The organism is Acinetobacter lwoffii (genome assembly GCF_024129715.1).
Classification (GTDB): domain Bacteria; phylum Pseudomonadota; class Gammaproteobacteria; order Pseudomonadales; family Moraxellaceae; genus Acinetobacter; species Acinetobacter lwoffii_U.
The window spans coordinates 16,462-41,896 of record NZ_JAMXXM010000007.1 but is presented as its reverse complement, the minus strand read 5'-3'; the positions used below and the strand labels follow the sequence as shown (position 1 = coordinate 41,896).

Annotated in this window: 20 protein-coding genes and 2 tRNA genes; 8 read left to right on the top strand and 14 right to left on the bottom strand. The window is 44.4% G+C overall.

Annotated features, from left to right (window positions below; genetic code table 11):
- Window positions 1–135 precede the first annotated feature (135 nt).
- Complete coding sequence (locus NI462_RS07010) at window positions 136–522, top strand: SCP2 sterol-binding domain-containing protein (protein WP_004280536.1); 387 nt, start codon at window positions 136–138, stop codon at window positions 520–522.
- A gap of 93 nt (window positions 523–615) precedes the next feature.
- On the opposite strand, the gene NI462_RS07005 is transcribed toward NI462_RS07010, so the two are convergent.
- The gene (locus NI462_RS07005; protein ID WP_004280534.1) at window positions 616–1,731 is read right to left on the bottom strand and encodes an MltF family protein; all 1,116 of its coding nucleotides are present in this window, start codon (window positions 1,729–1,731) and stop codon (window positions 616–618) included.
- A gap of 362 nt (window positions 1,732–2,093) precedes the next feature.
- Here NI462_RS07005 and greB point away from each other — a divergent pair, with 362 nt between their 5' ends.
- The 5 genes from greB (at window position 2,094) to epmA (ending at window position 5,348) form a co-directional block, all read left to right on the top strand.
- A complete protein-coding gene (gene greB, locus NI462_RS07000; protein WP_253137776.1) occupies window positions 2,094–2,588 on the top strand; it encodes a transcription elongation factor GreB in 495 nt (164 codons plus the stop codon).
- An 88-nt stretch (window positions 2,589–2,676) separates the two neighbouring features.
- Window positions 2,677–2,766: transfer RNA gene (locus NI462_RS06995), tRNA-Ser, on the top strand.
- Window positions 2,767–3,039: 273 nt separating this feature from the next.
- A tRNA-Ser gene (locus tag NI462_RS06990) sits at window positions 3,040–3,129 on the top strand.
- Between the two features lie 180 nt (window positions 3,130–3,309).
- Complete coding sequence (locus NI462_RS06985) at window positions 3,310–4,377, top strand: 4-phosphoerythronate dehydrogenase (protein ID WP_253137777.1); 1,068 nt, start codon at window positions 3,310–3,312, stop codon at window positions 4,375–4,377.
- Window positions 4,374–5,348, top strand: coding sequence for an EF-P lysine aminoacylase EpmA (epmA, locus tag NI462_RS06980; protein ID WP_004645738.1), 975 nt, complete (start codon window positions 4,374–4,376; stop codon window positions 5,346–5,348). The genes NI462_RS06985 and epmA overlap by 4 nt, the downstream gene beginning before the upstream one ends.
- An 83-nt stretch (window positions 5,349–5,431) precedes the next feature.
- Here epmA and NI462_RS06975 read toward each other — a convergent pair whose 3' ends face one another.
- The 12 genes from NI462_RS06975 to radA all read right to left on the bottom strand — a co-directional run bounded on the left by NI462_RS06975 (window position 5,432) and on the right by radA (window position 21,567).
- The gene (locus NI462_RS06975) at window positions 5,432–6,667 is read right to left on the bottom strand and encodes a multifunctional CCA addition/repair protein (RefSeq protein ID WP_253159766.1); all 1,236 of its coding nucleotides are present in this window, start codon (window positions 6,665–6,667) and stop codon (window positions 5,432–5,434) included.
- Between the two features lie 94 nt (window positions 6,668–6,761).
- Window positions 6,762–9,041, bottom strand: coding sequence for an NADP-dependent malic enzyme (locus NI462_RS06970; RefSeq protein ID WP_253159764.1), 2,280 nt, complete (start codon window positions 9,039–9,041; stop codon window positions 6,762–6,764).
- 140 nt (window positions 9,042–9,181) lie between these two features.
- Complete coding sequence (locus NI462_RS06965; protein WP_253159762.1) at window positions 9,182–12,058, bottom strand: putative bifunctional diguanylate cyclase/phosphodiesterase; 2,877 nt, start codon at window positions 12,056–12,058, stop codon at window positions 9,182–9,184.
- A gap of 177 nt (window positions 12,059–12,235) precedes the next feature.
- Entirely contained in the window at window positions 12,236–12,946 is a 711-nt protein-coding gene (locus NI462_RS06960) for a 16S rRNA (uracil(1498)-N(3))-methyltransferase (protein ID WP_005103922.1), read from the bottom strand.
- 37 nt (window positions 12,947–12,983) lie between these two features.
- A complete protein-coding gene (metF, locus tag NI462_RS06955; RefSeq protein WP_005265840.1) occupies window positions 12,984–13,820 on the bottom strand; it encodes a methylenetetrahydrofolate reductase [NAD(P)H] in 837 nt (278 codons plus the stop codon).
- Window positions 13,821–14,001: 181 nt separating this feature from the next.
- Complete coding sequence (gene ahcY / locus NI462_RS06950; RefSeq protein ID WP_005103920.1) at window positions 14,002–15,384, bottom strand: adenosylhomocysteinase; 1,383 nt, start codon at window positions 15,382–15,384, stop codon at window positions 14,002–14,004.
- A gap of 378 nt (window positions 15,385–15,762) precedes the next feature.
- Window positions 15,763–16,287 (bottom strand): tetratricopeptide repeat protein, encoded by a 525-nt coding sequence (locus NI462_RS06945; protein WP_005103918.1) that lies wholly within the window; start codon window positions 16,285–16,287, stop codon window positions 15,763–15,765.
- Between the two features lie 97 nt (window positions 16,288–16,384).
- Complete coding sequence (locus NI462_RS06940) at window positions 16,385–16,723, bottom strand: DUF3325 domain-containing protein (RefSeq protein ID WP_005103916.1); 339 nt, start codon at window positions 16,721–16,723, stop codon at window positions 16,385–16,387.
- Window positions 16,720–18,471 carry a PepSY-associated TM helix domain-containing protein gene (locus NI462_RS06935; RefSeq protein ID WP_253159760.1) on the bottom strand — a complete coding sequence of 584 codons (1,752 nt, stop codon included), beginning with the start codon at window positions 18,469–18,471 and terminating at the stop codon, window positions 16,720–16,722. Before NI462_RS06935 ends, NI462_RS06940 begins: the two co-directional genes overlap by 4 nt.
- Before the next feature lies 1 nt (window position 18,472).
- A complete protein-coding gene (locus NI462_RS06930) occupies window positions 18,473–18,829 on the bottom strand; it encodes a hypothetical protein (protein ID WP_435574963.1) in 357 nt (118 codons plus the stop codon).
- A gap of 223 nt (window positions 18,830–19,052) precedes the next feature.
- A complete protein-coding gene (locus NI462_RS06925) occupies window positions 19,053–20,057 on the bottom strand; it encodes a Tim44 domain-containing protein (protein WP_253159758.1) in 1,005 nt (334 codons plus the stop codon).
- Between the two features lie 118 nt (window positions 20,058–20,175).
- A complete protein-coding gene (radA, locus tag NI462_RS06920) occupies window positions 20,176–21,567 on the bottom strand; it encodes a DNA repair protein RadA (RefSeq protein ID WP_004731817.1) in 1,392 nt (463 codons plus the stop codon).
- A 174-nt stretch (window positions 21,568–21,741) separates the two neighbouring features.
- Between radA and NI462_RS06915 the strand changes: the two genes are divergently transcribed.
- Window positions 21,742–22,146, top strand: a complete 405-nt coding sequence (locus tag NI462_RS06915; protein ID WP_253159756.1) for a hypothetical protein — start codon at window positions 21,742–21,744, stop codon at window positions 22,144–22,146.
- A gap of 98 nt (window positions 22,147–22,244) precedes the next feature.
- On the opposite strand, the gene NI462_RS06910 is transcribed toward NI462_RS06915, so the two are convergent.
- Entirely contained in the window at window positions 22,245–23,591 is a 1,347-nt protein-coding gene (locus NI462_RS06910; protein ID WP_253159754.1) for an alanine/glycine:cation symporter family protein, read from the bottom strand.
- A 319-nt stretch (window positions 23,592–23,910) separates the two neighbouring features.
- Here NI462_RS06910 and NI462_RS06905 point away from each other — a divergent pair, with 319 nt between their 5' ends.
- The gene (locus NI462_RS06905; protein WP_253159752.1) at window positions 23,911–25,314 is read left to right on the top strand and encodes an amino acid permease; all 1,404 of its coding nucleotides are present in this window, start codon (window positions 23,911–23,913) and stop codon (window positions 25,312–25,314) included.
- The last annotated feature ends 121 nt before the right edge of the window (window positions 25,315–25,435 follow it).

The window sequence follows — 25,435 nt, the reverse complement described above, 5'->3', positions numbered from 1 at the left end:
AAATTGAACGGCGCGTACAAAATTCGTTAGCCTTTGCGCTAATGATCATGATATAACAAAGCACAAGCATAATAGCTTCAACATGATGTCGTCTGGATAGTCGACACAAATGAACAAATAATTTGAGGAAAGATCATGCCTGCTTTTTTAACTGATGATTGGTTTTCAACTGTAGAAACTCTAACTGCGCAAGCTGGCGATTTGAATTTGCCACCAGCTTTGGCGAACCTTGCGATTAATTTGGTTGTAGCGGACACTACAGGTAATACTGAACTATCTTTAGATGGTGGGGCAATCAAAAAAGGTTTGTCTTCAAATGCCAAAACCACGCTGAATATGGATGGCGAAACCCTACGTAAAGTTTTCCTAGAGTTTGATATGGCTGCTGCGATGCAGGCATTTATGACAGGTAAAATCAAAGTACAGGGTGATATGTCACAATTGATGGCACTTCAGACTGCAAAACCAAGTCAGGAACAAAAAGATTTGTTCAAGAAAGTACTTGAAAATACCACGGCTTAATTCTACTAAGACATTAGCCTGAATAAAGACGAAAAAAGCTTACCCTGAGGTAAGCTTTTTTTATGTCATTTTGATTAATGCTAAGGTTTTAGCTTAGATATTCACCAATTGTGGTGTGGTCTTGATATGTTCCAAATAAGCACGAATGCGGGTCACATATTGTACCGCTTGACGGTAGCGACCATTATTGGCTTTATTCTGATCCAGATAGGCATATAAGTTCACCCAGTTATTCGGGTTCTTGCCTTGCGACTGAATGCGCTTTTGCAACTGATTCACTGCACCTGGGCCCATATTATAAGCTACCAGTGCAAACCAGTTCCGATCTGGAAAAGGAATATGATCATAGCGACTAAGCATTTGATCATAATACTTGGCACCACCCTGAATGCTTTGAGCAGGATCGGTACGGTTACTCACGCCCATGGCTTTTGCTGTACTGTTGGTCAGCATCATCAAACCACGCACACCCGTCGGAGAAACTGAATTCGGTTTCAGATAAGATTCCTGATAACCAATGGCCGCCAGTAAATGCCAATCCAGATCATACTGCTGCGCTGTCTGTTTAAAACTCGCTTCATAGATCGGCAGTCGATTGTTCAAATCACGTTGAATGGTGGTCCAAGATTCCTCTTTCACCACATTCTGATTATAAAATGAAGCAAGCTGCTTGATGGCACCACTTTGTTTGCCTTTGCAGACAAAAGCACTGGCCGTCTGGCTCAAAGGATCTGTAGCAGATTTAAACACCAGATTTAAATTGGTATTCAAGCCATTACTCGACAGAATCGATTCATCGCCACAAGTGGCTGAGAATGACGTCAAACGCTTATTTTCAATGGTGCGTATATCGGTAGTCGTCATAGCCAGATTGGCTTTACCCTGAGCAACCCATTGTAGGGCAGTCTGATTATCAGGAACGATTTTAAAATCGAGCTTTACATTCAGATTGTTGGCATAGTTACGAACCAGATCATAACCGAAGCCATGTAGATGTTGTCCATCCTGGAATACGGTAGTCGGATTTTCAACCGCAACCACGGTCAACTTATTGCTATTGACCACATGATCAAACTGAAGTGTGGTCTTACTTGCATTGATACTGTGTAGGGGAATAAATGCAGTGCTCAGTACAAGTGCTTTCAAAGGGAGAGAAGAAATTACAGATCTTAGGCAAAGCCTCGACCCAGTGGATGAACTACTGTGCATGTTGTCTCCGCTACAAGTAATTTATGCCCTAAAAATCACAGCCAACAAAGCCAGAAATTTTAACAGTTTGATAAATTCAATAAGGGTTGGGCAGTCATGACGTCATTCAAAATGACAAGAGATTTAAAGATAATTATGTAGAAAAACTACATAGATTAAAAAGTAAGCATTTCCGGAAGTTGGTGGCATATTAATGATCTAAAAAACGATTGTCAAATTTTGTACACAAATTATTTTTAAAAATAATTTTAAGCTATTGAAATATAAAGTTAATTTTTTTGGAATTTTGCCATTGTGTTAAAATGGTAAATAAAATAAGCTGTTTGTAAGTTAAAACACTGAAAATATGATCAGCAATACGTATGAAATCCAACTTAATCACCCGTGCTGGACACGATAAATTGGTGGCAGAACTTAAGAATCTCTGGTATGAAGAGCGCCCTGAAATTACCAAAAAAGTGAACTGGGCCGCCAGTCTCGGCGACCGTTCTGAAAATGCAGATTACCAATATAACAAGCAAATTTTAAGGAAAATTGATCGGCGGGTCAGATACCTCGGCAAGCGCCTCGAAGAGCTGAAAATCATCGATTTTTTCCCGGAGCAAGAGGGCAAGGTCTATTTTGGTGCCTGGGTAGAAATTGAAAATGAAGAAGGTGAACAAAAAACTTTACGTATTGTGGGTGTAGATGAAATTTATGATCATCATCCGCAGCATATTTCGATCAGTTCACCGATGGCACGCGCGTTATTAGGCAAGCAGGTCGATGATGAGGCCGAGGTATTGACCCCCTCCGGCAAGAAACTCTGGTTCATCAACTCAATTCGTTATGAAAAGCCAGAAAATTCAGCAGATTAATATAATTGATTTTATTTTGTGCAGTTGATGCAGTGAAAGTATAAAAATATTTGCCAAGCGTGATTTTTGTTTATATCATGTCGGCCATGGAAGCGTGGCAGAGCGGTTTAATGCACCGGTCTTGAAAACCGACGAGGGTGTGAGTCCTCCGTGAGTTCGAATCTCACCGCTTCCGCCAAATTTTAAAAACCCAGTCTATTTGACTGGGTTTTTTTATGTCTCAATTTTTTTCGGTTGTTGATCCACTTGATGCTGAATGTAGTTATTTCTCTCATCATCCTCTACTGAGTTAAATTCAACTCAAGATCATTTTCAATATTAAAAACTTTGATTGAAAATACCCATGTTGGCTTTGATTTCGGATGATTTTTAGCTGAATAAGCCGCTTTTTATAGAAGTTTCGCTAAATTTTATTGCCAAAAATCTAATTTATTTATATGATGGCGGCCAAGGAAGCGTGGCAGAGCGGTTTAATGCACCGGTCTTGAAAACCGACGAGGGTGTGAGTCCTCCGTGAGTTCGAATCTCACCGCTTCCGCCAAATTCTAAAACCCCAGTCGAAAGATTGGGGTTTTGCTTTTTGAGGCTGTATATGTTGAATATTAAATTCCTCAGTCCTAAACTCAAGGCATAAAATCTTGAAAAATGGACGTGTCGGCCAAATATAGAGTCAGAGGCGCCAACGCGCTATCATACGCCCAAGCATCATATGGATCTCATTATGAAAATTGTCGCAGATGAAAATCTGGCATTCACCGATTATTTCTTTTCCGAATTTGGTGATATTCAACATCGTGCAGGGCGAACCTTAAGTGCAGATGATGTCAAAGATGCCGATAGCCTGTTGGTACGTTCAGTGACTCAGGTTAATGAAGCACTGCTACAGAATAGTTCGATCAAATTTGTGGGCAGTGCCACCATTGGTACAGATCATTTGGATATTGCTGCATTAGAACAACATGGGATTCAATGGAGTAATGCTGCCGGCTGTAATGCGCAAGCGGTGGCTGAATATGTGATTACCGCGTTATTGCAGGTACGTCCTGAATTACTCGATGCCAATGCGACATTTACCCTGGGTATTGTCGGCTTGGGTAATGTCGGAACCCGACTGGCCTACATGGCGAAGCTCTTGGGTTGGCGTGTGCTCGGTTGCGATCCTCTTGTGCAAAGAGAGCAGATTAATCAAGTTGAATTTAATGAATTGCTGCAACAAGCGGATGCAATTTCGATTCATGTCCCTTTAACCATAACAGGCGCATATCCAACCTATCATTTATTTAATGCTGCTGCGTTGGCAAAAATGCAGCCTGACGCAATCCTGATTAATTCAGCACGTGGGCCAGTCATTGAAGAGGCCGCGCTAATCCAGGATATACAGGCGACACACCGAACCGTGATTTTGGATGTCTTTGAACACGAACCGCTGATTTCAGCAGAACTTCTGGATCTAGTAACCTTGGTGACTCCGCATATTGCCGGTTATAGCTTGGAAGGCAAAGCGCGCGGTACTCAGATGATTTATGAGGCTTTTTGTCAAACTTTCGGTTTTGCAGCCAGTAAACAGTTTGAAACCCAGCTGCCTGTCTGTGAGCAGTTTTTTCGGGGGCAGGATTTAAAAATAGCATTGCAACAGCATTTATCCCAAATTTATAACATTGCTCGTGATGATGCCAATCTACGTGCCTGTATCAAAGAAGGTAAAGTCGATCAGCAGGCATTTGATCATTTACGTAAAACTTATCCGCTACGCCGTGAGTGGGCAGCACATGGTGGGCCGAAGGCATGACGATGACGTATCAACCCACTTGTGACCTTCAAGCCATGCGTGCACGGGCGACCTTATATCGTCAAATCCGTCAATTTTTCGCTGAGCGGGATGTATTAGAGGTGGAAACACCGATTTTGTCTCAAGCCGGTGTGACCGATGTGCATTTAGCCTCGGTACAGGCACAGCGCCATGTGCTGGGTAAATTGAATACGCATTATTTGCAGACCTCACCCGAATTTGCTATGAAGCGCTTATTGGCCAGTGGTAGTGGACCCATTTACCAAATCTGTAAGGTCTTCCGCAATGATGAGCATGGACGCAAGCACAATAGCGAATTCACCATGCTGGAATGGTATCGTCCGGGATTTAGCTTAAAAGATCTGATGTTTGAAGTATCGGATTTGCTGAATGTGACTTTGAAAGCACGTTTTGGCGAAATCCGTCCGACCATTCTAAGCTATAAACATGCTTTCATGGATCGTCTGGATCTCAATCCACTTCAAGCCACTTTACAGGAACTGAAAGATTGCTGCCGCCGCGTTGGACTCAATCTGGATTTAGGCGAGGATCGTCTCGGTTATATCGACCTGTTATTTTCACATATGGTTGAACCTAGTCTGGGTTTTGATACTGCAGTATTCCTGACTGATTTCCCCCCTGAAATGGCATCACTGGCCAAAACCCGAACCGATGAAGATGGTGAACTGGTCGCCGCACGTTTTGAATTGTATATCGAAGGTTTAGAATTGGCCAATGCCTATGATGAGCTGATTGATGCCGACGTATTGCGTTCGCGCTTTGAGGCGGATAATGCAGAACGGGCCAAGCTGGGCTTGCATGTCATGCCGATCGATAAATATCTATTGGCAGCTTTACCGAATATGCCGGAATGTTCTGGAATTGCCCTTGGAATTGACCGTTTGTTGATGATTGCAACCAATCAAATGAAACTGGAGCAAGTGATTACTTTTCCGGCAGATATTTCCTGATGGTACTGATCCAATATTTCTTAATTCCTTTTGTGATAAAGAGAAATTAAGCTATTAAAAAAGCACCCGAGGGTGCTTTTTTATTATTCAATCGCTACGGTTTGTTGTGCTTTGAGTTCACCGAGTGCCTGAATCCGTCGTTCAATCAGCATTTCACCAATATCCGGACCCTGAATATCGGCAGGCAGGTCTTGTGCCTTGATGGCGCGTACGGTTTGCATGGCATCGAGGACATATTGTGCTTGTGGATAGGCACGATCTTCCAGACCCAAACGGCCACGTGAATCACATTCACACGCCTGAACGAAAGCTTCGACACGTTCAGGACGACGTAACACATCCAGACGTTGCAATAATCGCCATAAGGTTCCCGGCTTAAGATTAAAGGCCTGATGGCATTTTAGATGCTCTTTGCACACTGCTAAAGCCAGCTGCTTGGTATACGTCGGCACTTTTAAGCGGTCACATAGTTCATTCACTGGCTTGATGCCTCGCTCTTCATGCATGATATGTCGCGGTAATTCTTCAACTGGCGTCAAAGCTTTTCCTAAGTCATGCACTAAAACGGCAAAACGTACATCCAGACTATAATTTTGACGACACGCCTGCTGCAAGGACATCATGGTATGAATGCCACAGTCAATTTCCGGATGATATTCAGGGCGCTGTGGAATGCCATATAAGGCGTCAATCTCAGGGAATAGCACCTTTAAAGCACCACATTGACGTAATACTTCAAAATACACATCAGCATGACGTTCGGATAAAGCACGGGAAGTCTCTTTCCAGACGCGTTCCGGTGTCAATGCATTTAATTCACCGGTTTCAGTCAAGCGTTGCATTAATGCCAAGGTTTCATTGGCAATCACAAAGCCTGCACTCGTATAACGGGCAGCAAAACGGGCTATTCGCAGTACGCGCAATGGATCTTCGATAAAGGCATCGGAAACATGACGTAGAATCCGGTTTTCCAAGTCCTGTTGACCACCATAGGGATCATAAACCTGGCCGGCATCATCCATGGCCATGGCATTAATGGTCAAATCGCGACGAATCAGATCCTGCTCTAGCGTAACGCTGACATCGGTATGAAACTCAAAACCATGATAACCGGCGCCAGATTTACGTTCGGTACGCGCCAGTGCATATTCTTCTTTTGTTTGGGGATGTAGAAAAACAGGAAAATCTTTGCCTACGGGCTGATAGCCTAAGTCAAGCATTTGCGCGGGAGTTGCACCAACGACCACATAATCTTTTTCGTGATAGGGGTGTCCGAGCAAATGATCTCGAACTGCGCCCCCTACTAAATAAACTTGCATGAAAAAACCTCTATTCTTACAAGCATCATGCTACAGAATAGAGGTTTTCTCAAGTTAAGAAACGAGGCTGATGCGTCGTTATCTTGTCATTGGCTTAAAGTGCATCTTGTTCCGCTTGCTGGATTTCTGCAACAGTGAGTGCGGTCATGTTGATTACACGACGCGTAGTCGCAGTCGGCGTCAAAATGTGCACAGGTTTCGCAGCACCCAACAGAATTGGACCAATCGTTACGTTGTTGCCTGAAGTTGCCTTTAACAGGTTAAACGAGATATTGGCAGCATCCAGATTCGGCATGATCAGCAAGTTTGCAGAGCCTTTGAAACGTGAATTCGGGAATGCAAACTGACGAATGTTCTCATCCAGTGCAGCATCACCGTGCATTTCACCTTCAACTTCCAGCTCAGGCGCGATTTCAGACAGGATGTCATACACCTTACGCATTTTTTGCGCGCTGGCATCATGCTGGTCTGAACCAAAACTTGAGTGAGACAGCAGGGCAATACGTGGTGTCATACCAAAACGGCGAACTTCTTCAGCGGCCAGAATGGTCATTTCAGCCAGCTGTTCAGCCGTTGGGTTGGTATTGACATAGGTATCAGCAATGAACAGGTTGCGGTCTTCAAGCATCAAGGCATTCAGGGTAAAGAAAGTGTTATGACCATCTTTCTTGCCAATGATGTTGCTAACGAAGTCCAGGTGAATATCGTAGCTTGAATACGTACCACACAGCATACCGTCTGCCATGCCATGTTTCACGAGCATCGCTGCGATCAGGGTAGAGCGGCGACGTGCTTCACGCTGTGCATATTCAGGCGTTACACCCTTACGCTGCATAATGTTGTAGTAATCGTCTGCAAACATTTCGTAATTCGGGTTTTTTTCCTGATCGACGATGGTGATATTCACGCCATCTTCAAGACGCAGACCCAATTTTTTGATGTTGGCTTCAATGACAGCTGGACGGCCTACCAGAATCGGAATTGCCAAACCGTCATCTACCGCGATTTGAACTGCGCGAAGTACACGCAGGTCTTCACCTTCTGCATAAGCAATACGTTTAGGATCAGATTTAGCCTGTTCAAAGATTGGTTTCATCATGAATGCAGAGTTGTAGACAAACTCAGACAAACGTTGACGATAATGCGAGAAATCCGTGATTGGACGTGTTGCCACGCCAGAATCCATTGCTGCTTGTGCAACAGCAGGTGCGATTTCTAGAATCAAACGTTGATCCAGTGGGCCCGGAATCAGGTATTCACGGCCAAATGATGCCGATTTTTCACCATAGGTTGCCGCATCAGCTTCAACGTGTGCCATACGTGCAATCGCGTGGACACAGGCAATTTTCATTTCTTCGTTAATAGTGGTTGCACCAACGTCCAGCGCACCACGGAAGATGTACGGGAAGCACAGTGCGTTATTCACCTGGTTTGGATAGTCAGAACGACCAGTCGCCATGATCACGTCATCACGGACTTCATGCGCATGTTCAGGTAGAATTTCTGGATCCGGGTTCGCCAAGGCAAAGATGATCGGATCTTCAGCCATGACCTTGACCATTTCTTTGGTCAAAATGCCTGCAGCAGACAGACCGAGGAACATGTCTGCGCCTGCAATTACGTCACCAAGCTGAGTAGCTTCGATGTCTTGTACATAGGCTTTCTTAGATTCATCCAGGCCTTCGCGATGTGTAGTCAGCAGACCACGTGAATCGGCAACGATGATGTTCTCTTTCTTAGCACCTAGAGCGCAAAGCAGATTTAAACAGGACAGTGCAGCAGCACCCGCGCCTGAAGCCACGATCTTGATGTCTTCAATTTTTTTACCGTTGATTTGTAACGCGTTGAGGAGCGCAGAACCGACAATAATCGAAGTACCGTGCTGATCATCATGGAATACTGGAATATTCATGCGTTCACGCAATTTTTGCTCGATATAGAAACACTCTGGCGCCTTGATATCTTCAAGGTTAATCCCGCCAAAAGTCGGTTCTAATGCAGCTACAATATCCACAATTTTGTCTGGATCATTTTCAGCAACTTCGATATCGAATACATCAACGCCAGCGAATTTTTTGAATAATACGCCTTTACCTTCCATCACTGGTTTAGAAGCCAAAGGACCAATATTACCCAAGCCAAGCACGGCAGTACCGTTGGTCACTACAGCAACCAGGTTGCCACGAGCCGTATACAATGCAGCAGTTGAAGGATCGCGTTCAATCTCAAGACATGGTGCAGCTACGCCAGGCGAGTAAGCAAGGGCCAAGTCACGTTGGTTGACCAATTGTTTGCTTGGTGTAACGCTGATTTTCCCCGGGGTAGGAAACTCGTGATAGTAAAGGGCCTGTTGCTTTAAAGATTGTTCGTCCATCAGTCTCTCGATCGTTGTAAAGATTACCCGGTCAGCGGGCAAAGAATTTATTTATGTTCCTGAATATACCATTTGTTAGCCAGTTCGGACAGACAAAGACGGCCGTTTTTCCAACAAACTTATTGTGGTGGGGTATGGACTTAGACTTGGGGTATATAAGTCTGATGCGTCTTGTCTCGCACTAAATAAGCGGTTGCATCCTGCTCAGGAAGCGGTTTGGAAAATAAGTAACCTTGGGCAATATCACAGTCTAAATCACGTAGATATTCTAGCTGCTCTTCAGTCTCGATGCCTTCCGCGACCACGGTCATGCCCATGGCTTTACCCATGGCCACCATAGCACTGACAATGGCTGCCTGCTTGTTTTCACCAATCTTGCAAACAAAACTGCGATCAATTTTTAAGGTATCAATCGGAAAATCAGCGAGATAGGAGAGAGAGGAATAACCTGTACCAAAATCATCCAGAGCAATATGAATATGTCGCTGTTTAATCTCATTCAACAGATTTTTGACCGCTTCCGAATTTTCGATTAAAGAAGATTCGGTAATTTCCAGCTCCAGACTGGCGCCTGAAATCTGGTTGTTTGCAATGGCCTGATCCAGATCATCGAGCAATTGACCACGACGCAATTGCTGCGCCACGATATTGACTGATACACAAATATGATTAAAGCCCACATCATTCCATTGGCGAATCTGTTTAGCGGCCTGCTGGATCACCAGACGGCCAATGTCTGAAATCAGGCTGGTCTGTTCCGCTAACGGTATAAATAGGCCTGGTGCGATAATGCCTTTTTCTGGATGGTTCCAGCGAATCAGCGCTTCAAAGCCATAAATGCTTTGATCGCTAAAATTGATTTTAGGCTGATAATAGACAATCAGCTCATTATTCTGGATCGCTTTACGCAAATCCCGTTCCAGAAAAACTCCTTTGTTCTGTAATGAATGATTTTCACTGGAATAAAAGTGAATGGTGTTGCCACCGAGATTTTTGGCTTCATTCAATGCCTGTTCGGCGCAGTTATTTAAATAATCCAGCTGACGGCCATGATCCGGATAGAATGCCACGCCCATGGACAGGGTAATCACATGATCCTGACCGTAAATATTAAACGGTCTGCTAAAGGCCTGAGCAATGCGTTCACAATGGTGCTGAACTGAAGGGCGAATATGTGAAATTTCATAGAGAATCGCAAAATCATCACCATTTAGATGTGCAACAAATAGCGCTTCTGCATTGGTCATGCGCAGCCGCTGCGCCACCTGGCGTAGAAGTTCATCACCGCCGTTATTGGATAGATATTCATTCAATGGGCGGAAACGGTCGATATTAAGCCGAATCACAGCCATCTCTTTAATCGAGTCTTTTTGCGAAACCAGATACTGATGTAGCTGATAGTTATAATAAAAGCGGTTCGGCAAGTCAGTCAGTGTGTCGTAATTTTCCAGATAGGACAGGCGCTGTTCCTGTAATTTACGTTCAGTCAGATCTGATACGATGCCAATATAATGGGTAATCCGGCCTTCATCATCAGTCACGGCATTAATATGCAGCCATAAGGTCGACTCTTTGCCAGATAGAAATTTGGCATAAACCTCTCCATCATAAGAGCCAATCTTTTGAATCTGTTTGACAATATTGGCCTGAAAAGTACGTTGCTGGGATTTATTTTGCACCGCAATATCAAATAAGGATTTACCGATAATTTCGTCACGCTCAAAACCGCTCAGGTATTCATAGTGAGGATTGACATCGATATAATCTAATTCAGGATTCAGAATAAAAATGCCTTCCGCAGCCTGTTCTAGTACACTGGCCACCAGTTTTAAACGTTCTTGAGAAAGACGTTCCTGCTGAATATCACGACGGATACCGACCATGCGCAAGGGTTTTTTATTTTTAGGATCACGACTGATCACCCGGCCAATATCATGCACCCAACTCCAGCCACCTTCACTGAGCTTGATCCGGTAAGTAGCATCATAGCGTTCAATCTGGCCACGCAAATGCTGTTTCATATTGCGCTTAAAATAGTCCAGATCTTCAGGGTGAATCAGATACTGTAATTGCAGATGGTGATCTTTGGAATCGCGCAGAATCTTTTCGTCTTTATGATTGGTTAAGGTGATGCTGCGCTCTTGAATATTCCAGTCCCATGGCCGAATACCGGCAATTTCATGTGCAAGTTCTAGGTTTTGCTGCTGATTCTTCAGGTCATGATTGATCTGTTCAATATCATAGGTACGTTCCCGTACTTTTTGCTCCAGCAATTGATTGCTGAGCTGTAATTGCAGTTCAATATCTTTGGATTTATTAACTTCAGTTTTGAGTTGCTGGCACAGTTCATCAGTCCAATGCACTTGCTGTTCGGCATTTTTCACCAGAATATCATTTTCCGCATACAGGCGTGAGGTACGGCTGTGAATTCGATAACTACTCGTCGCGCACAGCAAAATCACAATCATGGCGAAATTTAAGGCCAGACCAAAAAAGGGATTGGAATGACCGACATGGTCAAGCTGCGACAGTAAAAAAGGGAATAAGGACGGCAAAAAGACCAGACAAAAATAGCTCAGTTTCTGGGTCAGGTAGGTCAGGCCAAATGCTTGGCTTACAATCAGCAACAAGGCAGACAAGGTCAGTGCTTCAATATCTTCAAATACAGGATTGGCCTGCGGCAAATAGTAATAAATTGTATAAATACCGGCCGCGATACAGCTTCCGACTGCAAGGCTCTGCATCTGTAACCAGCGGTGCGCGCTTTTCTGATTATAGTGTTCAGGTTTAAAATACAGCGTACTCACCAGCCAGCACATGCTGACCAGAAGTTCTGTCAGAATAAACCAGGTATTAAAATACGTATTAGAAGGACTATATTGAATGTGATAAATACAAAAAATATAGAGGCAAATCACCATGATACTGAGCAAAAAATAGCGACTATGGCGAAGCGTATTCGCAATTTGAGCATCATGCAAATGCTGCTGAATATAGTCGTCCTGATTATCAACCATGTGATTCAATGCCTGTATTCATCCTAAACGGTTTTCGTCCTTGTACATTGTTATTATAGAAACTCCAAGAAGTGTGTGAAATCAATTAATAAATGTTTATTATTCTTTAGTCGAGATTAGATGCCTTAAAAATAAAAATCAACAAAATTAAAGGCAAATTTTTACTCATCCGATGAATTAAAGCACATAATTTAAAATTGACAGAGCAACAACAGGAGCGGTTTCGGTACGCAGGACACGCTCGCCTATACACCAGTTGAGAAAACCTTTTTGATTTGCGGTACTAATTTCCGCCTCACTCAGGCCACCCTCAGGGCCGATCAATAGGACAAGATCCAAGGTCGCCTCTGCCAGTACATCTGTTTCATCTTTATTGGGTGCCAAAACCAGTTTGGTGTTGGGTAGTTCAGTATCCAGCCATTTTTCAAGTGATATGGGCGCTAAAATTTTAGGAACAATATTCAGACCACATTGTTCACAAGCCGCAATAGCAATGCCTTGCCAGTGATCTAGTTTTTTCTGGTCGCGATCATACTTTAAACGCATTTCACAACGATCCGAAGTCAGCAGCTGAATTTCGGAAACGCCCAGTTCGACTGCTTTCTGAATCGCATAATCCATACGGTCGCCTTTACTCATCACCTGACCGAGCAAAGCCTGGAACTTTGGTGTGCGATTGGCAGGATTAAATGCATTGACCGAGACGGTGGCTGATTTTTTATCAACCTCGGTTAAAGTCACGTCATATTCGCCACCCTGTCCATTGAACAGGGTCGCGCTTTCACCGACTTGCGCGCGTAAAACCTTTACCCAATGATGAAATACAGTTTCCGTAAGCTCAAGGCTGACATCAATAGTTAAATCAGCATCTATATAAAAACGTGGCATTGATCGTTCTACTCAAAAAATCGGTGAAATAAAGGGCTTAAGCTAAACCAAGATCGGTGACCAGCTGACGGGTCGGGTCAGTAGTATTCATGGTGTAGAAATGCAAGCTTGGCGCACCACCTGCAAGTAGACGCTCACAGAATTTAACCACAACTTCATGGCCAAAGGCTTTAATGCTGGCAGTATCGTCACCATAAGTTGCCAGTTGCTTGCGAATCCAGCGTGGAATTTCAGCACCGGTACCATCAGCAAAGCGAATCAGGTTGCTGGCATTGGTAATTGGCATGATGCCTGGCGCAACCGGAATATCGATTCCTGCTTTCTGGATACGATCTACAAAGTAAAAGTAAGCATCTGGATTGAAGAAGAACTGGGTTAAAGCAGCATTGGCACCGGCCTGAACTTTTTCAACAAAGTGCTGAATGTCTTTGTCAAAGCTTTCTGCCTGTGGATGCATTTCCGGATAAGCTGCGACTTCAATTTTAAAATGATCGCCTGAATGTTCGCGGATAAAGCGAACCAGATCAGCTGCATAAGGCAATTCACCCAAACCGACCTGACCAGAAGGCAAGTCACCACGCAGGGCAACAATACGGTTAATGCCTTGAGATTTGTACAGGTCTAGAAGTTCAGCAATACGCGCTTTGTCATCACCAATACAAGACAGGTGAGGGGCAACAGGTGCGCCTTTGCCATTAAAGTCATTGATAGTAGACAGGGTGCGTTCACGAGTGGAACCACCAGCACCATAGGTCACAGAGAAGAACTCTGGATTTAAGAGTTGTAGCTCTTGATGCACAACTTTGAGTTTTTCCGCACCTACATCAGTTTTGGTCGGGAAGAATTCAAATGAAATTGGAATCTGTTTAGACATGTTCAAATCCTTTTTATAAATACTTGTAATTTTGGATTGCCCTCATCCTAACCTTCTCCCAAAGGGAGAAGGGACTTCCATTACGATAGTTAAAGTCTTTAAAACTTACCCTCTAACTATTTTCACAATAGAAGTTTCCCTCTCCTTTTAGGAGAGGGCTAGGGAGAGGTAAAAATAAAAATTAGTATTTATAAGCATCCGACTTGAATGGGCCTTCAACTTGAACACCCAAGTAATCCGCTTGTTCTTGAGTCAATTGAGTCAAGACACCACCGAAACCAGCAACCATCGCAGCAGCAACTTCTTCATCTAATTTCTTAGGAAGAAGTTCTACACGAATTTGTGCAGCTTTTTCAGATTCTGGAAGATCAGCAAATTTCTCAGCGAATAAATGCATTTGACCCAATACCTGGTTGGCAAATGAACCATCCATAATACGTGATGGGTGACCAGTCGCATTACCAAGGTTCACCAAACGGCCTTCAGAAAGAAGGATCAGGTAATCATTTTCATTTTCTGAACGATACACCTGGTGTACTTGAGGTTTAACTTCAACCCACTTGTAGCCACGTAGGTAAGCTGTATCAATTTCAGTATCAAAGTGACCGATGTTACAAACAACTGCGCCAGCTTTTAATGAATCAAGCATTGCAGCGTCACATACGTGGTAGTTACCTGTTGTAGTTACGATAAGGTCAGTGTTTTGAAGAAGGTCAACATTGATGTCTTCTTTCTTGCCAGTTTGCACGCCATTTTTGTATGGAGATACAACTTCGTAACCGTCCATGCATGCTTGCATTGCGCAGATTGGATCAACTTCAGTTACGCGTACAATCATGCCTTCTTGACGAAGGGATTGCGCAGAACCTTTACCTACGTCACCATAACCGATCACAAGTGCACGACGGCCAGATAAAAGCATATCTGTACCACGTTTGATTGCATCGTTCAGTGAGTGACGGCAACCGTATTTGTTGTCGTTTTTAGACTTGGTTACTGAATCGTTTACGTTGATTGCAGGAACTTTTAAAGTGCCATCACGAAGCATTTCATACAGACGTTGAACACCTGTCGTTGTTTCTTCAGTTACACCGTGAATTTTTTCAATCACTTCTGGGTATTTTTCATGAACAAGTAGTGTTAAATCACCGCCATCGTCAAGAATCATGTTGGCATCCCAAGGCGTGCCATTTACATTGATTTGTTGTTCAAGACACCACATGTATTCTTCTTCAGTTTCGCCTTTCCAGGCAAACACGGGAATGCCCGCAGCAGCGATTGCAGCAGCAGCATGGTCTTGAGTCGAGAAGATGTTACATGACGTCCAACGAACTTCAGCGCCCAATTCAACCAGCGTTTCAATTAAAACAGCTGTTTGAATGGTCATGTGGATACAGCCGAGAATTTTCGCGCCTGCAAGTGGTTTTGCTGCCGAGTAGCGTTTACGCAGACCCATGAGGGCTGGCATTTCAGCTTCAGCAAGTTTAATTTCTTTACGGCCGTAATCAGCAAGTGAAATATCAGCAACTTTGTAATCTGTAAATGAAGCAGTAACCGCGTTCATCAGGATCTCCTAGGAAAAAATAGATTGGATCGTTCTGTTCGCGGATGCCGTTGTTGATCAGAACGAATGTCTGACCGATGGTCGAGCCTAGCGATTTTACATTTAGTGCCTGTAAAACGTCGCAGCATCCCTCGACTAGCGCAGTATTGTACTTGGATTCTATGAATGAGCCAAGTTGAAAAAAGATAATATTAATTGTTTTCTAAGTTTTGAGTTTTTAGTTGATCAAAAGCCTGTCAGCCTGTAGGCATTAAAATCGAATATTTTCTATTTATTCTTTTTTTGATTCTCCCGCCTCACAGGGGAATAAGCACGATATTTAATTTTATCGTCATGATTATGCGTTTAAAAAAGCCCATCATCTGACGGGCTTTTTATTTATTCTATTTCCTGTTCAATCTTATCTGCTTTTTGTGTCCAGTAATCTGCCTGTATGTCATCAGCGACAACACCTAAACCGTTCCCATAAATAAAAGCAAGATCGCGCATGGCCTGAACTTCACCCCATTCCGCAGCCTGTTTGACTAAAGAAATCGATTTCTCTACATCTTTTTCAATTACATCACCACGACGGTAGAAACCGGCCAGCTCTAAAGTCGCAGCAGGGTGCTTCTCGATATTGGCCTTGCTTAACCAGTAATAGGCTAACTCAAAGTGAGCTTTGGATTCTTCCGGATCTTCTTCTGCTAATTCTTTGGCATAAACGGTATAACCTTCACCTAACCAGTACATTGCATCCACTAGCCCGCCGTTGGCAGCTTTCAATGCCCATTCTTCAGCCAGAATGATGTCATCATCATGCTCGCTTTGCATATACAGCTCAGCCAGTTCAAATTGCGCTTCAGCATTACCGGCTAAGGCAAGATTGGTCAGGACAGCAGAGGGAGAAACACGCTGGGTCATATCAACATCTCAAAAATATTGTGCGTAGACTAAAAGGTTTAAAGCAAAAAAGCCAATCCGAAGGCCAGCTTTTTAAAAAGATTGGTCAATCAAATGATTAGATCAAGCAAATAATCCCTGAGATCGAAGCGATGAACACACAGAACATTACGATCACTTTAATTTTACTTGCCAGATAGCTCAGACTTAAACCGACCACCAGTGCTGCAAAAGTTAGACTACCCAGCCAGTAACTGATCATATTGCTGGCAAATCCTGTTAACAGACACAGAATCAGGGCAATTATGAGCAATACCCAACCCAGAATAGTCGCAAGTTGTGTTTTTTTAGGGTTGAGTTCTGTGTCAAAAATCTGTTTTTGATGTTTGGACATCGACATTGCAAGTGCAAAGAAACCCAGTGAAGTTAAAGCCCAAATCAATAAGAAGAACATCATGCCTGATTCTCCTTGAGAGCAGCCTTGGCTTTTTTAGAGGGTAAGCCTTTATGGTTTTTCACTTTTTTAAATGAAAACCAGAACAAGATCGCAAGCACCCACATGGCCAGATCAAAAGAAGTAATGACCCATTGACCATGCATAATGGTGTTCCAGATCGCTTGACCACCCGTCATAAAGTTCACAATTGGCAGCAAGGCAAATGCAGCAGTGGCGAGCAGTAATAGTTCCAGCCAGGCCTGATGATGAGTGCGAATCATGGCATACAGTAAAGTCAGCAACCAGACAATAAAGAAGCTACGAATTTCCCAGTTCAGACGCATCTCCATGTCTGCCGGAATAAAACGGTTGGCATAGAAATAGGCAGCACAGGCAACAGGTAAACCAATAATGGCAGCGATATTGGTGACTTCCACAAGACGATAACCAAACGATTTATAGCCTTGTTTCTGTTGCTGTGGTGCACGTTTGACACACCATAGAATCAAGCCGGTGGCAATCATCAAGGTACCCACCACACCTGACATGAACAATAACCAGCGTAACGCCAGATCTACGCCACGTGCTTCATGTAGTGTGGTGAACATGTTATAGATACCATTTGCGACTGAAGGCGTTTTCAGGGTGGTTTGATCCGGCTCTAAATCACCGGTCACACCATTGAAAGCAAGGCTCGGATAAACATTACGATCAGCTACGCTGACTCCGTTTAAGGCACGAAGCTCAATTTCTGCTTTTACGGTATTTGGCTGGATGATGGTTATCGTACCCACCGGATTATTTTTCCATTCTTTTTCAGCTGTTGCCAAGATCGGAGTCAGATCGGTTAATGGTGCAGGAGATGCAACTTGCATTTCATCACGAGAGCGGCGACTTTCACCACGTGCAGACATTTCACCACGTGCAGACATTTCACCGCGCTCGCCAAGATTTTCTCTCTCAGCTTGCGGTCGACGTTCTTTACTCTCACTACGGCCTTCATGGAATTCAGTCTGAATACTCTTCTCCTGAATCAAGCTCTTACGTTGATCCTGAAGGAAAGCACTACGGTTTTCATAAATCTGGTTTACGCCCCAAGGCATCAGGGTAAAGAGTAATAGTAATAAGCCACTGAAGGTAATCATGATATGAAAGGGCAGGGCAAATACCGCAGTAGCATTATGTGCATCCAGCCAGGAACGCTGACCCTTACCGGGACGGAAAGTAAAAAAATCCTTGAAAATTTTCTTATGGGTAATGACACCGCTGATGATTGCCACCAACATGAGCAGGGTCGCAATGCCGACAATCCAGCGTGCCCAGATTCTTGGCAAACCATACAATTCAAAGTGGAAACGGTATAAGAATGAACCGCCGCGTGTTTCACGCGCTTGCAGAACTTCACCCGTGGCGCTGTCAATTGTCACGCGGGTACCGCCACGACGGGCACGCGGATCTTCGCCGGCACTACGAATAGTCAGGGTGGTGGTATTTTGGCGTGAATGGGGAAGCTGGATCGCCCAGCTGCCGGCATCCGGATGGTGCTGTTGCAGATAAGCCAGTGCCACACGGGTTTGTTCGATTTGAGTCTTTGGTGGAACTGACTGATGAAATTCCGGTTTCATCCAGACGGTAATTTCGTTCTGGAAAAAACTTAAGGTTCCCGTTAAAAATATCGCATATAAAAGCCAGCCTAAAATCAGACTGGCCCAGGTATGCAACCATGCCATTGACTGGCGCGGACCTTCGGGTTTTGCATCTATTCTCATTTTAATTTCCTAAAAGCTTATAGGCGATATAGAGCAAAACACCGGGAATCGCGATCCCGAGCGTAGCTTTGAGCGTCTTATTTACCATAAATACCCAGATAAATGCAGCAGTATTCAAGCTAAAGCCAATCAGGGTAGCGGACATGGCAGCAATGCTTCCACTGTCGATAAAAAGCTGGGCAATCACGATCGTTGCCAGTGTAGCCAGTAGATAACCGCCAGCACCCGCCAGAATAAAGCGATATAAAATCATCCCACGATAAGCCAGCATACTTGCTTTGACTTTATTTTTGCTTGATGGTTTCGGCGCAGTAACTGTTCCAGTCGCTATGGCTTGCATATTCGGACTATTCATCATCGAAAATTCTATTTACAAACTTATGAAGTAATTAATGATAATGATAACAATTATTGTTTAGATTTTAAATATGGGTTGTTGAACTATTTATATGAAAAATAAGTAAAACTGGAAGTTAGGTTAAAAAAGAGAGGGGGAAGGGAATTAAAAAAGATCAAAATGTAAGGCTTGAAAATAAAAACAGCGGCTCGAAGGCCGCTGTCTAAACTTCATTTATTCACGATTAGTCTTGCTGAATACCTGCAACCACCCAGTCCTGATTTGAACCTGCTGGTTTGGTGAAATGCCAGATTTCTGCGAACGGTTGCGGCAAGCTGTTTAAGTCTTCGCTTACCGTACCTGTAAAGCGTACGCTGACAATATACTGGCCATTGTCAGTCGATGAGTCGACGACCATCGCATTCAGATTTGAAAACTCGGCAACATCCTGATCCTGATTGCTCATGATGTCGTTATACATTGACTGATAAAGTTCAGGAGTCAGATAACGCTGAATTTCAGAAATGTTGCTTGCTGTATTCATGGACTGAATATGGTTAAAACGCTGACGCGCTACACGCAAGAATGCTGCAGGTTCAGTACCATCCGGTAACTGGCTGCCACTTTGGGTATAAGCTGCACCAAAAGGCGCGTTATTTACCGGAGCAGAACCGAACGGAGCATTGTTGCTTGACGTTTGACCACCCACATTCTGACCAAAAATATTGGTACTGTCACCACCGCGAGGTGCAGTCGGTGCCTGACCAAAAGGTGCTGTATTACCAGCACCGCTATTTGGTGCGTATGGGTTAGAAGCTACTTTTTTTTTTGCGCCCATCTTACGGAAAATGAAGAAGGCAACAGCAGCAGCAAGAAGGATCCAGATCCAGCCTGGAATACCACCTTTTTCCTCTTCGGCTTGAGCAGCTTGAGCTTCAGACGCTGCTACACTTTGATCATCCGCCAAAGCATTGGCAGCGACTGCACCAATTGCGGCACCCGCTACACCCGCAGCAACCATACCACCCACACCCGGGCCAGATTTTTGCTGGGTTGCAGCACCCGCTGTTGGCGCTTGTTGAGCAGGCGCAGCTTGACGAGGTTGTTGATAAGATTGAGTAGGCTGTGCAGAACGTTGCATACCGTGACTTTTACCGCCACCAGCACGTTTTGCTTCAGCAGCAAAAGGCGCAACCAATAAAACTGCTGTCAAGATACCTGTGATCAAACCGCGCTGTCGAACTTCCATTCATTTTTCCTATGAGAATAAAACCTGTTTGTACAGTCTATTTATATAGGCTTTGTGTGGAATTTCAATCAAAAATCTGTATTTTTTTGCTCTTTGTACGAAATGAGCCGGTTTACAGTTAATTGAGTTCATCACTCAGCGCCATTGCCTCGCTCAAGGCTTCATGTAAACGCGCAACTGCAATAATTTGCACGCCCTCGATGGATTTTTGCGGTGCATTGCCGCGAGGGACAATAATGTATTTAAAACCATGTTTAATCGCTTCTTTCAGCCGTTCCTGACCGTTCGGCACAGGGCGAATCTCTCCAGACAGTCCGACTTCCCCAAAAACCGCCAGCTGTTGCGGTAAGGCTTTGCCACGAATGCTGGAAGCGCAGGCGAGAAGTACCGCCAGATCCGAACCTGTTTCGGTAATTTTCAATCCACCGACAATATTGACATAAACATCCTGGCCGGAGGTTTGCACACCACCATGCCGATGCATGACTGCAAGGAGCATATTTAGACGGTTCTGATCCAAACCAAGCGCTACGCGTCTTGGTTGGCCATGTGCATCATCGACCAGTGCCTGAACCTCAACCAGTAGCGGGCGCGTACCTTCGCGGCTGATCATTACAATCGAACCGGGAATCGCTTCATCATAACGGCTTAAAAAGATGGCTGAAGGATTAGATACTTCGCGCAGACCTTTGTCGGTCATGCCGAACACACCGAGTTCATTGACCGCACCAAAACGGTTTTTGACCGCTCGGATCATTCGGTAACGTGAATCCGACTGGCCTTCAAAATACAGCACACAGTCGACCATATGTTCCAGTACACGTGGGCCGGCCAAGGCGCCCTCTTTGGTTACATGACCGACCAAGAATAAAGATGTACCGCTATTTTTGGCAAAACGGGTCAGCAGGGCCGCTGATTCACGAATCTGTGAGACACCGCCCGGGGCAGATTGTAGGGTTTCGGTATACAGGGTTTGGATTGAATCCAAAATGGCTACTGCAGGACGTTGCTGGGCCAGTACTTCACAAATACGTTCGACACAGGTTTCTGCCATGACTTTGAGCTGGTCAGTCGGCAGATCCAGGCGCTGGGCACGTAAAGCCACCTGAGACAAAGATTCCTCACCGGTCACATACAGGGCCGGATTTTTGGCAGATGCCATGTGCGTGGCTGTTTGTAGCAAGATAGTAGATTTACCAATCCCGGGGTCACCGCCGATCAGGACCACCGAACCGGTCACCAGTCCGCCACCCAAGACCCGATCAAATTCGCTGATACCCGTCGGCAAACGGGTTTCATGAGAGACTGAGACCTGATTTAAGGTAGTAATGCTTGACGCCTGGCCTGCATATCCACCACCAATTTTTGGCTGGGCACGATGTGTCACTGCCGGTGCAATGGTCACCTCAACCAGGCTGTTCCATTCCCCGCATTCAGAACACTGCCCCGACCATTTTGGATGATCGGCACCACATTGTTCACAACGATACACACTTTTTGCTTTAGCCATATTTGAAGATGAAGCGATTGAAATTGAGTGACAGCATAGCGGTGAATGCTATCGAAAACCAAGCCTTTCACCTGAAAAATCATGGTTTTTACGACAAGGTTTGTCGCTTTTATTTATGCTGATTTGAATACTGTGCGGTAACGCCGTCTATAATGCCTATCTTATTATGCTGGAATGGAACAGATCTTGTCACAATTGCTGAAACATATTGATGCGATCGCACGTGAAAAAAACCGTGATGTGTTATTCGTGCATTTTGATCATTATGTACATCCAGATCGGGATGCAAACTCGGTTCGCCAGATGTTGATCGGCTGGCTAGAGCAACAGGGCATTATCTATATGCCGTGTTTAGGTGTGGATCAAACCGTCCATAGTGAAATCTACCTGGGTGGTCTTTATCTGGATGTACCTTTTGATCTGCATCATAAAACCTATCAAAAATTGAGTGGATATCTGGAAGATGAACAGGGCAATATGAAAATTAAAGGCATTCAGTTTTTTGTTTTATCTTTAGGACTAGCGTTGGAGCTTGAATCTGAGTGGGACAAGCTGGCTTGTAGTGGTTTACGTTGCTAAATTTTCATGATGAAGAATGGAAAAGATGAAGCATAAAAAGCCACGATTAACGTGGCTTTTTACTATTTGAATTGAGTAGTTAAATAATAACTTATCAATTAATAAAGTTCACCAGATTTACGTCTTGCAATGAAGTCTTTCGACTCTTTGGCAATAACACCAGACAGAAGTAATAAGCCAATCAGGTTTGGAACCGCCATCAGGCCGTTGAAGGTGTCGGCAAATAGCCAGACCAGATCCAGTGTGGCCACACAGCCAATGAAAACTGTAGCAATGTAAATGATACGGTAAGGCAGTACGAATTTTTCACCGAGTAAATAGGTGGCACATTTTTCTCCGTAGTAGCTCCAGCCTAAAATGGTGGAATAGGCGAAGAAAATAATACCGAAAGTGACCACCCAACCACCGACACCCGGCAGCAGCTTGTCGAACACACCAATAGTCAGTACCGCACCGGTTTGATCTCCGAATGAATTACCGGCCATGATATAGCCCATTACCAGAACCATACCGGTAATTGAACAGACAATAATGGTATCAATGAAGGTACCGGTCATAGACACCAGACCTTGACGGGCTGGATGATCGGTTTTTGCCGCTGCAGCAGCAATTGGTGCAGAACCCATGCCGGCTTCGTTGGAGAAAACACCACGTGCCACACCATAACGAATCGCCGCACCAATTGCACCGCCCACTGCGGCTTCACCGGTAAAGGCATAGGTGAAGATCATTTTTAGTGCGGGGCCAACCAGTTCCAGGTTATTTAAAATAATAATTAAACCACTAGCTACATAGCCTATGGCCATAACGGGAACAATCAGTGAGGCCGCCTTGGATATCGATTTAATCCCGCCCAAAATCACCAGTGCTGAAAAAGCTGTAATAATGATCCCCGTCATCCAGGTTTCGATGCCCAGGCTGTTTTGAACCGCCAGCGCAACGGTATTGGACTGTACTGAACTGCCGATCCCAAAAGAAGCCAGTGTCCCGAACAAGGCAAAAATCAGCGCCAGCCATTTCCATTTCAGACCACGCTCGATGTAGTACATCGGACCACCGGACATTTCACCTTTCTCATTTTTCACTCGGTATTTGACTGCCAGAACACCTTCGCCATATTTGGTCGCCATACCAAACAGGGCGGTCATCCACATCCAGAACACGGCGCCTGGACCACCGAGAACACAGGCAGTGGCTACGCCGGCAATATTACCGGTACCAATCGTGGCAGAGAGTGCGGTCATCAATGAGGCGAATTGGGAAATGTCCCCTGAATGGTCAGGATGCTTGCCAAAGACCTGTTTAAAAGCTAGGGGCAACATGCGGAACTGCCAGAACAATAAACGAAAGGTAAGGAAGATCCCGGTACCGACAATCAGTACCAACATATAAGGGCCCCAGACCCAGCCGCTTAAAGTTTCCATTAAACTTTGTAAATTTTGCATAAAATTCTTCTTATTGATCCATGTCTGTGTAGTTCGAGGTATTGATTAAAAAGCAATTGCTATGCCAGATGCATTCATCCTGAATGCATAAATTGGCTGAATAGTGTTCTATTTTTTACACAGTTTTAAAAATTTGACAAGAAATTACTGGAATATCGCAGGTCAAAAATAAAGCAAAAATGTAACTGTAGAGCGATATAAGAAAAATAAATTAACTTCTTCAATTAATCAGGAAATACAAATGATGCAAATTTTATTTTTGTATTCAGCATTTTTTACGTTAATTTGTCGCGAGTAAAACTCAAAGTTGTAATTAATAATGTCAGAAAAATATAACAATTCGTCGACAGAGCACGGTGAATTAAAGCGGAGTTTGTCCAATCGGCACCTACAGTTAATTGCCATTGGGGGCGCCATTGGAACCGGCCTGTTTATGGGTTCGGGTAAAACCATCAGTCTCGCAGGTCCTTCGATTCTGGTGATCTATATGATCATCGGTTTTATGGTCTTTCTGGTGATGCGTGCATTGGGTGAGCTGTTACTCTCCAATTTACAATATAAATCATTTATTGATTTTGCCACGGATCTGATCGGGCCTTGGGCCGGATACTTTGTTGGCTGGACCTACTGGTTGTGCTGGATTACCATCGGGATCGCGGATCTGTCAGCCATTATTTACTATCTGCAATTCTTCAATAATGGCTTGCCCTTTAGCCCTGAAGAAGGCGTCATGATCAGTGTTGCCGCGATTGTGTTTATCATGGGCTTGAATCTGGTCACGGTAAAACTGTTTGGTGAAATGGAATTCTGGTTTGCCCTGGTCAAAATTATCGCCATTGTGGTGCTGATTGCCGTTGGTCTGTGGATGGTATTTACCGGCTTTACCAATGATGTCGGTACGGTCGCATCCTTTAGTCATATCTGGGAGCATGGCGGTTTGTTCCCGACGGGTGCCATGGGCTTCCTGGCCGGTTTCCAGATTGCAATCTTTGCCTTTGTCGGGGTAGAGCTGGTGGGTACTACCGCGGCTGAAACCAAAGATCCGGAAAAGAACCTGCCAAAAGCGGTGAACTCTATTCCGATCCGTATCATTATTTTCTATGTATTGGCACTGCTAATTGTGATGTCAGTAACTCCATGGAACCAGATTGACCCGAATGTCTCGCCTTTTGTAAACCTGTTCAGTCAGGCTGGCATTGCAGCGGCTGCGATCATCATGAACCTGGTGGTATTGTCCTCGGTGATGTCATCGATGAACAGTGGCGTATTCTCGACCAGCCGTATGCTGTTTGGCCTGTCGCGTGAAGAGCAGGCACCGGTTGCCTTTGGTCGCTTGAATCGTCGTGCTGTCCCTGCAAATGCCCTGTATTTTTCTGCCGTGTGTTTGTTGCTGGGTGCAGCACTGCAGTATTTCGTTCCGGATACTGTTCGGGCCTTTACCTTGGCCACGACTTTATCCACGATTCTGTTTATTTGTGTCTGGATCATCATTATCTGGAGCTATATCGTGTATTACAAAACACGTCCAGAGCTGCATGCCAAATCGACCTTTAAGCTGCCAGGTGGTTTATTGACTTGTTGGGTCGTGATTATTTTCTTCCTGAGCATGATCGTGGTTTTGGCGCTGGAAGAGGATACTCGTCAAGCACTGATGATCAGTCCGATCTGGTTTATCCTGCTGATCATTGGCTATTTTGGTTTCTATAAACAGAAACATAAATAAACCTTATCAATAAAAACGTCAGCGATCTGCTGGCGTTTTTTTTTGTCTAAAGATACTCTCTAGCGTTTAACGCTTGGGTCATGCCGAATGATCGCGTTATACTTCATCGAAATTATTACAT

Bases quoted from the DNA above. Each gene is read 5' to 3' on its own strand.
- NI462_RS07010 (WP_004280536.1), top strand. From the start codon at position 136: ATGCCTGCTTTTTTAACTGATGATTGGTTTTCAACTGTAGAAACTCTA.
- NI462_RS07005 (WP_004280534.1), bottom strand. From the start codon at position 1,731: ATGCACAGTAGTTCATCCACTGGGTCGAGGCTTTGCCTAAGATCTGTA.
- greB (WP_253137776.1), top strand. From the start codon at position 2,094: ATGAAATCCAACTTAATCACCCGTGCTGGACACGATAAATTGGTGGCA.
- NI462_RS06985 (WP_253137777.1), top strand. From the start codon at position 3,310: ATGAAAATTGTCGCAGATGAAAATCTGGCATTCACCGATTATTTCTTT.
- epmA (WP_004645738.1), top strand. From the start codon at position 4,374: ATGACGATGACGTATCAACCCACTTGTGACCTTCAAGCCATGCGTGCA.
- NI462_RS06975 (WP_253159766.1), bottom strand. From the start codon at position 6,667: ATGCAAGTTTATTTAGTAGGGGGCGCAGTTCGAGATCATTTGCTCGGA.
- NI462_RS06970 (WP_253159764.1), bottom strand. From the start codon at position 9,041: ATGGACGAACAATCTTTAAAGCAACAGGCCCTTTACTATCACGAGTTT.
- NI462_RS06965 (WP_253159762.1), bottom strand. From the start codon at position 12,058: ATGGTTGATAATCAGGACGACTATATTCAGCAGCATTTGCATGATGCT.
- NI462_RS06960 (WP_005103922.1), bottom strand. From the start codon at position 12,946: ATGCCACGTTTTTATATAGATGCTGATTTAACTATTGATGTCAGCCTT.
- metF (WP_005265840.1), bottom strand. From the start codon at position 13,820: ATGTCTAAACAGATTCCAATTTCATTTGAATTCTTCCCGACCAAAACT.
- ahcY (WP_005103920.1), bottom strand. From the start codon at position 15,384: ATGAACGCGGTTACTGCTTCATTTACAGATTACAAAGTTGCTGATATT.
- NI462_RS06945 (WP_005103918.1), bottom strand. From the start codon at position 16,287: ATGACCCAGCGTGTTTCTCCCTCTGCTGTCCTGACCAATCTTGCCTTA.
- NI462_RS06940 (WP_005103916.1), bottom strand. From the start codon at position 16,723: ATGATGTTCTTCTTATTGATTTGGGCTTTAACTTCACTGGGTTTCTTT.
- NI462_RS06935 (WP_253159760.1), bottom strand. From the start codon at position 18,471: ATGAGAATAGATGCAAAACCCGAAGGTCCGCGCCAGTCAATGGCATGG.
- NI462_RS06930 (WP_435574963.1), bottom strand. From the start codon at position 18,829: ATGATGAATAGTCCGAATATGCAAGCCATAGCGACTGGAACAGTTACT.
- NI462_RS06925 (WP_253159758.1), bottom strand. From the start codon at position 20,057: ATGGAAGTTCGACAGCGCGGTTTGATCACAGGTATCTTGACAGCAGTT.
- radA (WP_004731817.1), bottom strand. From the start codon at position 21,567: ATGGCTAAAGCAAAAAGTGTGTATCGTTGTGAACAATGTGGTGCCGAT.
- NI462_RS06915 (WP_253159756.1), top strand. From the start codon at position 21,742: ATGGAACAGATCTTGTCACAATTGCTGAAACATATTGATGCGATCGCA.
- NI462_RS06910 (WP_253159754.1), bottom strand. From the start codon at position 23,591: ATGCAAAATTTACAAAGTTTAATGGAAACTTTAAGCGGCTGGGTCTGG.
- NI462_RS06905 (WP_253159752.1), top strand. From the start codon at position 23,911: ATGTCAGAAAAATATAACAATTCGTCGACAGAGCACGGTGAATTAAAG.